9 protein-coding genes and 1 pseudogene are annotated in these 12,694 nt (G+C 35.2%); 7 read left to right on the top strand and 3 right to left on the bottom strand.

The window, feature by feature from the left end:
• Positions 1 to 665 precede the first annotated feature (665 nt).
• Complete coding sequence (locus tag BQ5209_RS08035) at positions 666 to 2,969, bottom strand: TonB-dependent receptor domain-containing protein (protein WP_167370332.1); 2,304 nt, start codon at positions 2,967 to 2,969, stop codon at positions 666 to 668.
• Positions 2,970 to 3,075: 106 nt separating this feature from the next.
• On the bottom strand, positions 3,076 to 3,927 hold the full coding sequence (locus BQ5209_RS08030; protein WP_085248019.1) for a heme/hemin ABC transporter substrate-binding protein: 852 nt from the start codon (positions 3,925 to 3,927) through the stop codon (positions 3,076 to 3,078).
• 344 nt (positions 3,928 to 4,271) lie between these two features.
• Between BQ5209_RS08030 and hutW the strand changes: the two are divergent.
• The 7 genes and pseudogenes from hutW to BQ5209_RS07995 form a co-directional block, all read left to right on the top strand.
• Positions 4,272 to 5,576 (top strand): annotated as a pseudogene (hutW, locus tag BQ5209_RS08025) (heme anaerobic degradation radical SAM methyltransferase ChuW/HutW); the annotation flags it as partial.
• Positions 5,577 to 5,702: 126 nt separating this feature from the next.
• A complete protein-coding gene (gene hutX / locus BQ5209_RS08020) occupies positions 5,703 to 6,203 on the top strand; it encodes a heme utilization cystosolic carrier protein HutX (RefSeq protein WP_085248017.1) in 501 nt (166 codons plus the stop codon).
• 18 nt (positions 6,204 to 6,221) lie between these two features.
• Positions 6,222 to 6,860: an NAD(P)H-binding protein gene (locus BQ5209_RS08015; protein WP_085248016.1), complete on the top strand. Its 639-nt coding sequence runs from the start codon at positions 6,222 to 6,224 to the stop codon at positions 6,858 to 6,860.
• A 39-nt stretch (positions 6,861 to 6,899) separates the two neighbouring features.
• Positions 6,900 to 7,901 carry a FecCD family ABC transporter permease gene (locus BQ5209_RS08010; protein WP_085248015.1) on the top strand — a complete coding sequence of 334 codons (1,002 nt, stop codon included), beginning with the start codon at positions 6,900 to 6,902 and terminating at the stop codon, positions 7,899 to 7,901.
• 15 nt (positions 7,902 to 7,916) lie between these two features.
• A complete protein-coding gene (locus BQ5209_RS08005) occupies positions 7,917 to 8,690 on the top strand; it encodes a heme ABC transporter ATP-binding protein (RefSeq protein WP_208609992.1) in 774 nt (257 codons plus the stop codon).
• A gap of 84 nt (positions 8,691 to 8,774) precedes the next feature.
• Positions 8,775 to 9,776 carry a zinc transporter ZntB gene (gene zntB / locus BQ5209_RS08000; protein ID WP_167370331.1) on the top strand — a complete coding sequence of 334 codons (1,002 nt, stop codon included), beginning with the start codon at positions 8,775 to 8,777 and terminating at the stop codon, positions 9,774 to 9,776.
• 71 nt (positions 9,777 to 9,847) lie between these two features.
• Entirely contained in the window at positions 9,848 to 11,740 is a 1,893-nt protein-coding gene (locus BQ5209_RS07995) for a DNA topoisomerase III (protein ID WP_085248012.1), read from the top strand.
• 105 nt (positions 11,741 to 11,845) lie between these two features.
• Here the strand turns inward: BQ5209_RS07995 and BQ5209_RS07990 are convergent, their stop codons facing one another.
• Positions 11,846 to 12,541, bottom strand: a complete 696-nt coding sequence (locus BQ5209_RS07990; RefSeq protein WP_085248011.1) for a hypothetical protein — start codon at positions 12,539 to 12,541, stop codon at positions 11,846 to 11,848.
• Positions 12,542 to 12,694: the final 153 nt, after the last annotated feature.

The raw sequence follows: 12,694 nt of genomic DNA, 5'->3' as shown, positions 1-12,694 counted from the left end.
TAAAGTGATTCGATATTCCAAAAAACAATATGTTATAAATATTGCTTTATTAATGATACAGCAAGCATTAATTATCTGAACTAAACATTTATTACATTATTGAGCATGGTAGAATGTCAAGTAGTATTAGGAATTTAATTAACGACTATTAATCATGATGTAATTTACATCAGTTTAATTTTTGAAGATGCAAAACCAATTTATAGCGTAAATATTGATAAAACTGTTAGGTGATACTAGATCTTTATTAAAAATGCAATAATTTGCACTAAATCTATCTCTGAAGTACCTAAAAAGAGTGTCTGAAATAAATAAAACTACAAACCTCATCAAACCTCAATTAGAGATTTTTGTGATAGCTAAACATTTAGGAAACATTAACAAATCTGTAGTAATGAGCAGCTATAATCACTTCATAAGCTGTATGAACAAGGAGTGAACCGGTTACTTAGGAAATAAGCCGAAAAAAATCAATAAAAGAACATACATATTTTAAGCAGATGAATCATTAGCATTTGTCAGATTGAGTTTGAATCACATACAAATATGTGGTGAATTATCATTTACAATAAAAAATAAAATCAGCACTACACCTGACGTTTTTTACGGGAAACAACCCGTCTAAACGGGTTGATCCAAAACAACACATCATTTTTGATTTACAATTAAAAATCAATATCCATACCTAATTGGAATGTTCTACCCGGTGCGGTAAACATTTCTAGATATTTGTAATTTGATGTTTTGTATAGTTTATTATTACTTAGGTAATCCCAGTATTTTTGGTCGGTCAGATTATAAATACCACCGCTTAATTTTACGTTTTTAGTGATATTGATATAACCTGTTAAATCAACAATTCCATGTCCTGCAATTCTAAAATAGTCATCGGTTGAATCTTTGATTGGCTTACCGTCATTGTTGTAGGTTTCACGCGTTGTGCCGTCTGTTTTTTTGCCTTTTTGGAAGGTTGTGGTCAATGCGAAACCATAGTATTTGTTAGGGTCATCCCATGCTAGACCAATGATGCTTTTTAATGGTGATATGGTGTCCATTTCGATATATTTGTCGCCTAGATAGCTAGATTTTGATTTACCTTGGTTGTAGCCGATAGCAAGTCTTGCGCTTAAACCGTTTATAGATTCAAACCATGTGCCTATATTAAATTCACTGCTGAGTTCGGCACCGTAAATGTAGGCTTTATCTCGGTTTTCCGATTGATAAACGATACGGTTACCTGTTCCGACAAAATTCTTTTTGTAACGAGAATAAGCAATGAAGTTTTTGTATTTATTATAAAAAGCTGCCGTTGATAATGTAATGCCTGCCGTTGGTTGTCCTTTTAGTCCTAATTCAAAATTATCACTGGTTTCGGTTTTTAGATTAGAATCACCCACGAGTACATACATTTGGCTATGCGCTAAATATGAACCATATAATTGGTTTTGATTTGGCATTTGTGCGCCACGTTTGTATTGTAAGTAAGTGGTCATATTTGGGGTGATGTCATACATTAATGACATGGATGGTAATATTTTAAAATCACTATTGCCGTTGTACTGTTTGCCAAGTTGACTTGAGTTTATGTTTGTTACACTCATGTTTTCAAGATGACGCGGTTTGGTGTTTTGGTATATTGCTCTTGCTCCTGGGACCAAATAGAAGTTATTGCTGTTATTGACGTTAAAGCTAATACGATCTTCAACAAATCCACCTAATTGATAACTACGGCTATCAGCTTGAGGCTTGGTGTAATCGCCATCCGGAAAGATTCTTCCATATTGTGATTTTGCCGATGTGTAAAATGGTGATTCATCTTTGCTCCATTTTGCATTTAAACCCGCACTGATTTTTTGATTTTCATAATTTTTTAAGAGGGTTGTAATAAAGTTATAAGCCTTGGTGTTGTAGTGTGTTTGTGTGTTGAAATTGCCTCTAGATGTGTGTTTTAAGTCTGTATTATCGTAAACGTGAGTTTGTTGATAATTGAGTTGGGTGGTTAAGCTATCAATCCAGCTAATGTTGGTTGGTTTCCATTGATCTTTGATGGCTAGATTAAAACGGTTATTTTTGCTTCTTTGGTGATCAAAGGATTCGATTTTTTTACCATATTTATCCCATGTGTCGTAATGTGAATTTTTGGTTTTGCCGTTGTAATCAGCAGTGGTATTAAGTAAATGTTCATCATTCATTTGCCATCCGAATCCAGCCAATATTGAATTTGAATGCCAATTTTCTGGGTAATTGTTGATTGAATCACCATGATTGCGACCTTGCTGACCATCACGACGACTTAATACAAGAATGCCATTAAGGTAATCATCACCACCTGCTATGGTTAATCCTTGATGGTAACTTCTATCGGTACTGTCATAATTGTTTTGGAAGCCAAAATAGCTTGTTTGGCCAGGGTATAGGTAGTAACTTGCAGTTTTGGTTTGGAATGATACCGATCCTCCTAATGCATTGTTAGCATTACTAACGGATGTTGCACCTGATTGGATATCGACTTTGTTGTACATGTAGGTATCAATATAATCACGCCCAATGCCGTAAGTACCAAATCCAGCTCGACCTACTGAGTTGACGCGTCCTTGTGCGATGGGTAAGGGCATGCCGTCAATGTCGATGGAAACTCGGTTGGCATCTAAACCGCGAATGTTATAGCCAGTAAATCCACCGCGATCCCAACTACTTTTACCACTGCCAGATCCTGAAATGTTCCCCGGCGCTGAAATAAGCGGTTGATAGCGCATAAGTGTGCCAAAATTGGTTCCGCCATCGCGTCTGATTTCTTGTTCAGAAATTTCGGTAGTAGTGCCGGTTTTTTTTGTTGCTTCGTGTGCAGTGACTGTCATAACGTCATTGTACTTTTCTTTATCATTATTTTCTGCTGCGATTGCGGGCATGATAAAGGACAAGCTTAAAGCCAATGTGCTAGTTTTTTTTAAATGAGTAAAGTTAAGCATTTTATTCCTTTCAAACATAATAAATTAAATAATACGCTTCAATTGCTTCGCTTAAAATTGTTATAAATTAAATATAATTATTATGTTACAAATTAGTTATCCAATATTATTGAGGATAAAAATGTTGATAAAGTATTTGGGCAACTTCGTCAACTCTTGGTCCAATACCAAAAAGATAGCTATCGTCAATGGCAATAATGCGGTGATTTTTATAAGCCGATGTTTCTGTTATTCCTGCAATAGTATTTAATTTTTCCATTCCACCTAATTGTTCAATTGAGTGTTTGTTTAATACAATAATTTCAGGATTCATGACAATTAGGGATTCCGCCGTATAGGTTTTGTAGCTTGTATGTTTGGCAAGATTTTCCCCCCCTGCGATAGTGATGAGGGCATCGGCGGTGGTATTTTTACCTGCGACCGAATTCGTTCCACCCATGCTCATTAAAAAAAGGACTTTTAGCTTATTAGGGTGATTGCTGATTTTTTCTTGAATTTTTGTTAGGTTGGTTTTTATTTTGTTGATTAACTGTTGCCCTTGTGGTTGTTTATTTAATTTGTCGGCAATTTTCTCAATATTAGCATAAAGTAATTCGGTCGTTCCCGGTACTCGTTGTAACGATAAAACATCAACTTTAGCTTGAGTAACTTGGCTTATGATGTTATCAGGCTCAGCATCACTTAATGTAATAAATAACGAGGGTTTAAGCGATAAGATTCCTTCAATATTTAACAATTTCCAATAACCAATTTGGGGAAGCTGTTTGGCTTTACTAGGATAATTACTTGTTTTGTCTACACCAACAACCTGATCGCCTGCCCCAAGGGCAAAAACGATCTCAGTTAAAGAGCCTCCAGCAATAACAATTCTTTCATTCGCAAAGCTTAAATTAATAAAGCTGTTAAAGCCGAAAATGAATAAAAATAGTCCTAATTTTGCGAAAAAATTTTTCTTCATCGTTTATTTCCTGTTGATTAGTTATTTTTTTAATCGAAATACTATAATGAAAATGATAACCATTATCAATAATGGTGGCGATATTTATTTTTGCAACGATAAAAATTTCAATAGGATTGCATGATGTTTTGAGAATTTTAATTAGTAGTAAATTTAATCTATTAGGCTATTTTTTATAGATTAAAACATCGCCAAATTTGTGCCTGAAAACTTTGTTACAGATATCCACATAAAAATATACATAAAAATATCAAATTGTTATAAAAAAAATAAATAAAAAATATTGCTAAATGATAATAATTATTATTTAATTTATGAAGATTATTTGTTCAAGAATTGTTGTTATGAAATCATTAGATGTTAGTCCTTTTTATGCAGAAAATGCGACTTTACCTTTCAAAAATCGCTGGGCAGTGATGCCTTTGCAAGTCAGTTTGCCTTTATCGCTGCAAGATGTTGCACCTCAGTGGCAAATTATCCAAAATACCGCTTTAACAGGCAAAAAACGGTTGATTTATATCCATATTCCTTTTTGTGATATTCATTGCCAGTTTTGTGGTTTTTATCAAAATCCATTAAGAAAATTTAATACTGAAACATATATCGATTATTTATTAAAAGAAATATCGCTCGAAATTCACAATAAAGCGATGCAATCAGCGCCTATTCATGCCATTTATTTTGGTGGTGGTACGCCTTCTGCTTTAGCCGCAGGGCAATTAGCGCGCGTTATTCGTTATTTTAAACAGCATGCACCTTTAGCCCCCGATTGTGAAATTACAATCGAAGGTCGCATCTCTGATTTTGATGATGAACGTGTTGATAGTTATATTGACGCGGGGGCAAATCGCTTTTCGATCGGAGTGCAAACGTTTAATACTGCAATTAGGCAAAAATTAGGTCGTGAATCGACCGAAGCGCAAATTATTAACCGTTTTGAGCGTATTGCATTGCGTGATAGTGTTGCGTTGGTATGTGATTTAATGTTTGGTTTACCTAATCAAACCGCTCAAACGTGGCAACGAGATTTAGACATTGCCAATAATTTACCTTTAGATGGCGTTGATCTTTATTCGCTCAATTTATTGCCAACCACGCCACTGGCTAAAAGTGTTGAAAATAAGCGTATTGAGATACCATCAGTAATAGATAAATGTGATTTTTACCATCAAGGTGCCGAGTTCCTTGCTAAGCAAGGTTGGGTTCATTTAACCAATTCTCATTGGGCAAAAAACAGCCGTGAACGAAATTTATATAATTTTTTAATTAAACAAGGTTCGAATTTTTTTGCTTTTGGATCTTGTGCTGGTGGGCGTTTAGGTGGTCAATCCTTTATGCTCCATCGTGATTTAAACCAATATTATGCCCAGCTTGATCAAGGAAAGAAACCAATAATGATGTTAACCGGCCAACCATTGGTAGGTGAATGGTTATATCAATTGCAAGCAGGTATTGAAAAGGGGCGAGTTGATTTAACAAAATTAACGCCACACTTTCAATTATTTGAGCCTCTAATTGCTCAATGGCATCAAGTAGGACTTTTAAAAAATAAAGATCATTGCATGTTTTTAACCTTATCGGGGCGTTTTTGGTCAAGCAACATGCTACAAGCTTTGCAGCAATTACTGTTACAACTCAACAATCCAGAATATATTGAATTACAGCAAAAAAGAGCGCAAGCAGGACTATCGAACAATGGTCAATCAGCAATGCCTCATTCCGTTATTAAAAACGCAAAACACCCACATAACATTTCGTAACTAAAGGATCTTATTATGGTAGAAAAACAGTCTCATTTAGCAAATTTAGCTGCTTATATGCAAACCAATCCAGAAGAATTATTAGAAAAAATTGCTCAAAATCATCATGTTACATTGACGCAAGTGATTCAAGCTTTACCCGGTGCAAAAATTGTTGATGGTAGCCATTTTGATGCAATTTGGGATGAAGTGACAACTTGGGGAGAGGTGTTATTTTTAATTCATACCGGTGATGTGATTGCTGAAATTTCGGGTGAATTGCCTTCAGGCTCGCATAGCCAAAAATACTTTAATTTACGTCATCAAAAAGGCCTAAGTGGTCATATCAAAGCAGAACATTGTCAGCACATTGCTTTTATTGAGCGTAACTTTATGAAGATGTCTACCGCATCAATGATATTTCTTAATCATATGGGGCAAGCGATGTTCAAAATCTTTGTTGGTCGTGATGAAAAACATCAACTAAAAGCAGATCAGTTAGAAAAATTTAGAGCATTAGCTAAAAAAATCAATTAATTTTAAGATGTTAATATTATGAAGACATTATTGATTTTTGGTGTAAGTCCTAAACTTGGAACGGGCTATCAAGTTTTGCAGCTAGCAAAGCAAAATTATCCGAATTGGCGTTGCATTGTTTTGATTCGTGATAATGAGTTTGCTAAACAATTAGCAAATCAAGGCATTGAAACTTATGTTGGTGATGCAACTAATGCTTTGCTTGTGAAATCTTTATGCGAGGTAGCTGGATTGGATGCTACGATTGTGACAACCTTAGGGGGAGAAACAGGAAATTATAAGGCTCAACGAGTAATTATTGATTGCGCCGAGCAAACCGGTATTAAGCAGATGGTTTTGGTAACTTCACTTGGATGTGGCGATTCATGGCCTACGCTATCGACTAAAGCTAAACAAGCTTTTGGGCATGCCGTACGAGAAAAGTCATTAGCTGAACTTTGGTTGCAAACTAGTACGTTAAACTTTGTTATCTTAAGACCAGGTGGACTGCGTGATGGTGAAATGACACAACATGCCGAGTGTTATTATCAGCAAGAAGTTCATGGTTTTGTTTATCGTATTGATTTAGCAAAAATTATTATCGATAAAATTGCTGCTAACCAGTTTGATCATCGCGCTTATAGTGTGGTTGACCCTAGCTTAAAAGTCACTTATTGATTAAATGACATGAAAAATCAACAAAAAAGAGGTTAGTCGGTGCAAAATAATCGTCATTATTCCAATAGCCATCGTTCATTGTTATGGGGATTAACCTGTTTCCTTTTAGCGCTTATTCTGCTTTCTGCTAATTGTGGTTCTTTAAACTTATCTATCACGCATTTAATGAACATGCCATTAGATGATCCATTGTGGAATATTTGGCTCAATATTCGCATGCCAAGAATTATATTAGCAGTTGTTGTGGGTATGGCATTAGCGAGTTCCGGCGCGGTGATGCAAGGCTTGTTTAGGAACCCATTAGCCGATTCTGGCTTATTAGGTATCAGTAGTGGGGCGGCGTTAATGGTTGGGTTATCTATTTTGTTTCCAGCAATCTTTCCTCCTATTATGATGCTTTACGGTAAAATGGTGGCTGCTTTTGTAGGTAGTTTGTTGATTTGCTTATTGATTTATATTTATAGCTTAAACTCGCAATGTAACTTGGCTAAAATGGTTTTATTGGGTGTTGCCATTAATGCCATTATCGGAGCAATAATGGGATGTCTAAGTTATATAAGCGATGAAGTCCAATTACGACAAATCTCATTATGGTCGATGGGCAATTTGGGTAAAGGCTCGTGGGATCTGGTTCTTGTTGCAGTATCATTTATTGCTCCCGCTCTGTTTGCTGTTTTTAAGCTTGCTCATCATCTTAATATTCTTCAACTTGGCGATGAAGATGCACATTATTTAGGCATCAATGTGCAGCGAATAAAACGCTATTTATTATTGCTTTGTGCGGTGTTAATAGGAACATCGGTCGCAGTTAGTGGCATAATCGCTTTTGTTGGGTTAGTTGTTCCCCATATGATTCGATTAAAAGTGGGCGCCAATCATCGTTGGCTATTACCTGCATCAGCATTAGGTGGAGCTTGTTTATTATTGCTTGCTGATACATTTGCAAGGACATTAGTTGCGCCTACCGAAATTCCTGTTGGGCTTTTTACGAGTTTAATTGGTGGTCCTTATTTTCTGTGGCTAATTTTAAAACATAAATAATAGATGGAATCGATTATGTTAATTGCTGAACATTTGACTTTAAGTTATGCAAGCCGCACTTTAATTAATGACGTGTCTTTAACGATAAATGCCGGTGAAATTATAATTATTATTGGGCCAAATGGTGCCGGTAAATCAACACTCTTGCGCTTGTTAACTGGTTATCAAAAGCCATCTTCTGGAGAATGTTATTTATTTAATAGGCCACTATCACAATGGTCAGAAAAACAGTTGTCTCAAGTCAGAACGGTGATGTTGCAACAAAGCCAGTTAACGTTTCCATTTAAAGTAAAAGAAGTGGTTGCTATGGGGCGTTCACCTTATGGTAAAGTTGATTTTAATCAAGCCATGCAAGAAACAATGTTGCAAACGGATTGTTTAAAGTTGGCTGAGCGTGATTACCGTAGCTTATCGGGTGGGGAGCAGCAGCGTGTGCAGTTAGCTAGAGTTTTAGCTCAATTATGGCAACCCAAACCGACTGAAAAATTACTTTTTTTAGATGAACCTACCTCAGCGCTTGATTTATATCACCAACAACAGACCTTAAGATTATTAAAACAACTTGCTCATAAGCAGAAATTGGCGGTATGTTGTGTCTTGCATGATCTCAATTTAGCAGCATTATATGCTGATAAAATCTTATTAATTAATCAGGGTAAAATTGTTGAACAAGGTACACCTAAAGACGTTTTGACATCGGATAATATCCATCGCTGGTATGGGGTTGAGTTGGGTATTTATCATCATCCTGATAATTCTTGTGTCCCTCAATTCTATTTAATGCCTTAAGAAAAATAAATAAACACTAATTGGTGACTCCATTTTAAGCTAGATTCAGTATATAATTTGCAAAAACAACAAATGGGATCGATAATGACTAATCAAAATAGTGTAAATTCTATTTCTGTTTCACATCTTCTAGAGGCTCAACCGGCTTTCTGCTGTCAGCTAGATGGTAAAGGCAGAGCAATACCGCTTAATGAACAGAGCACTCCTTCAGTTTCGCAACCATTTTGGATTCATTTAGATTTCGCTAAACAAGAAACCGTCAACTGGATAAATACCACAAATCTTGTGCCTGATTTGATTAAAAACGAGTTAGTAAAACCAAACCAAATATCCAAAGAAATTCGTTTTGAATCAGGGGTTTTAGTCGTGTTAAAAGGCGTTAACTTTATTCCTAATGAACTGCCTGATCCTATTGTTACTTTTCGTTTTTTTATTACCGATAACATGATCATCTCAACTCGGCATCAAGAAATTGCAGCTATTGCTGAATTAAAAGATCGTTTAGAAAAAGGTATTGGACCTGTTGATGTGGCAGATTGGTTGATTCAAATGTCAGATTTAATTAGTGATCAAGTTAATTTATCTTTTGATAGTGTTCACAATAAGATCATTAAGTTAGAAGAATCTGTATTAAATCAACGTATTTTTTCTTATAAAGAAATAGGTCGAGTCCGTAAACAATTGATCGTCTTACGTCGATTATTATCGCCACAACGTGATATTTTTGTGAAGATTTCAACTGAACGGATATCATGGATTGATGATAATGATCGTCAGCGATTACACGATATTTCTTATCAACAAAACCATTATGTCTCTGATATTGATAGCTGTTTATTACGAATAGCCTCAATCATGGAGCAGATTAATAGTTTCTTGGCTGAATCGACCAATAAACGAATTTACTTAATGTCACTATTCACTATTATTTTTACGCCGATTACTTTTTTAACCAGTTTACTGGGGGTCAATTTAGCCGGTATTCCTTTTAGTGGGGAAGGGTGGTCTTTTGCTGGATTAATATTATTGCTTGTTGTCATTTGTATTGTTTCAGTCATTTGGCTTAAATATAAAAAGTGGTGGTAATTAGATTCATATTTTTAGAAAAATGAATAATAGCTTATACCTTTTGGAATTTTTAATGAACAATCATTCTTATGCAATCTAATCAGTCCTATCGCTTATTTATCGCCGAAAAACCTAGCTTAGCTCGGGCTATTGCTGATGTCTTACCTAAACCTCATCAAAAGGGCAATGGCTTTATTAAAGCAAGTAATGGCGATGTTGTGAGCTGGTGTATTGGGCATCTATTAGAGCAAGCCACTCCAGAAATCTATGATCCTCGTTATAAAAAATGGGCGATTAACGATTTACCTATCGTGCCCGAACAATGGATATTAATGCCAAAAGACAATACCAAAAAGCAATTTAATATTCTGGTGGATCTGATTAAATCCGCCGATCAAATTGTACACGCAGGTGACCCAGACAGAGAAGGGCAGTTATTAGTTGATGAAGTCTTAAATTATTGTCAACTACCGCCAGATAAACGTAAAGCAATACAACGATGTTTGATTAGTGATTTAAATGCCAGCGCTGTTGAAAAGTCATTACAACAGTTGCGTAGTAATCAAGATTTTATCCCCTTATCTACTTCTGCATTGGCAAGAGCTCGAGCCGATTGGCTTTATGGTATTAATATGAGCCGGCTTTGTACTATTGTTGGACAAAAAAACGGTTATCGCGGCGTGTTATCAATAGGGCGAGTACAAACACCTATTTTAGGGTTAGTCGTTAGGCGTGATTTAGAGATAGCACAATTTGTACCCAAACCGTTTTATGAAGTATTTGCTGTGTTACAAACCAAAGATAATGAAATATTTAAAGCGAAATGGCAACCCAGCGAAGCTTGCTCGCCTTATCAGGATGAAGAAGGGCGCGTATTAGTTAAAAAATTAGCGGAAAATGTTTGTCAACGCATTAATAATCAATCTGGAAAAATTGACAAAGTCAGTAATAAAAAGAAAGAACTAGCGCCACCCATGCCATTTAATTTATCGGCATTGCAAATTGAAATGGCCAAAAAAAATGGATTGAGTGCTCAAAATGTGCTCGATATTTGCCAATCGTTATATGAAAAACACAAATTAATTACCTATCCAAGGTCGGATTGTCGATTTTTACCTGAAGAGCATTTAAAACAAATTACAGGCGTAAAGTCCGCCATTGAAAATAATTGTCCTGAACTACAAACCGCTATTGGTGATGCTGATTTTGCATTACGTTCCAAGGCTTGGAATGATAAAAAAGTTGAAGCACACCACGCCATTATTCCAACGTTGCGCAAAGCTAGAATGGAAAACTTAACTGATAACGAAAAAGCAGTGTATCAAGTTGTGGCAACGCAATATTTAGCTCAATTTTACCCAACTTATAAATATGCTGAGTTGCAAATTGATGTTGATATTCAAGGCGGTAAATTTGTTTCTAAAGCTAACCAAATGCTTGACGAAGGTTGGAAGGTTTTGTTTAGAAGTAAAAATAATCAAGTTGAAGCCGATACAGATGGTAATGAAAGTAACGGTCTATTAACTCGATTAGTAAAAAAAGGCGAAACAGTGCAATGTATTGATACCGAGCTGGTTAGTAAAGAAACTCAACCGCCAAGACCGTTTACCGATGCAACATTATTGTCTGCAATGACGGGAATTGCCCGATTTGTTAAAGATCCTGAAATCAAAAAAATATTGCGTGAAACCGATGGACTAGGCACCGAAGCAACTAGAGCGGGCATTATTGAATTGTTATTTAAACGCCAGTTTTTAACTCGCCAAGGCAAGTTAATTCGCGCAACTGATGTGGGAAAAAATCTTATTTTATCACTTCCCGATATCATGTCGATGCCTGACATGACAGCGCATTGGGAATTACAATTAGACGAAATTAGTAAGAAAGCATTTTCATACCAGCAGTTTATGCATCAACTTAACTCGTCGCTGTTAGATCTTGTTAATCAGTTAAAAAACACAAAGTTGAATATTATCGCTTGATCACTATATTAAAAAACAGGATGACATGTAACACTAACCTTTCATCCTATTTTTCAATATAGCCATACTCGCTTCTTAATGATTTTAAGATAGTAGCGATTTGTGTTATTTACCTGATTCGGTGATTTTTTTAAGAAGCGAGGCATTCATTGTCTCTTTTTCTTTATCTCTATTTTGATCGCCAACAATTTTTGTTAATTCATTATTTGCTCTTTGTAAAAATGCGGAATCTTTTAGAATTAAAAAATAGGTTTTTAAATGTTTAATTGGCTTTGAAATAAAGCGAAATAGAGCAATCATCATGATAAACATTGACAAAATAGCAATAATGACATTGATTACCCAAGGCGAACTAAAAACGGTAATCATATTAGATATCAACATAATAAAAGCGAATGCACATGCAACACCACTAAGCAAAATTTCTTTAATTAAATAGGGTTTAAGTGGTGTAATACGATTTTTCACAATCTCAAAATATTGAGTTAATAAATCTAATTGAGAGAGTTCAATAATATTGTTAATATCGGCATTTACTAGTGAAATTGCGATATTTTCTTTATCAATATTGCCTGATTTATAAAAGCAGACCTTTTCCCAAATAAGCTTCCTTTTAATGTTATTTAAATAATCTATTTGATATTGGGGATGAGGTATTTTCCCCAAAATATCGGCATACTTAATGATGTTATCAAAACTGTCATTTTCAGTGCGTTTTTTATAAATAAATACGATAAAAGAAAGCACAAAAATAATTACTAAATTGAACCAATTATCATGGAGTAATTCAGAAAGGTCCATTTAAAATATTCCCGTTAGTTAATCGTACTGTGATTGTATCTTATATTGGGTATCTGGGGTATTAATTCTATATCAAAATGAAGATAAAAACGACGATAAGTGCTGTTTTCCAACAATTATCACTCTTTTAAGGTTGTATAGGTTGACTTTTGT

This window comes from Gilliamella mensalis, from assembly GCF_900103085.1.
GTDB lineage: Bacteria > Pseudomonadota > Gammaproteobacteria > Enterobacterales > Orbaceae > Gilliamella > Gilliamella mensalis.
This window is presented reverse-complemented; position numbering and strand designations above follow the sequence as displayed.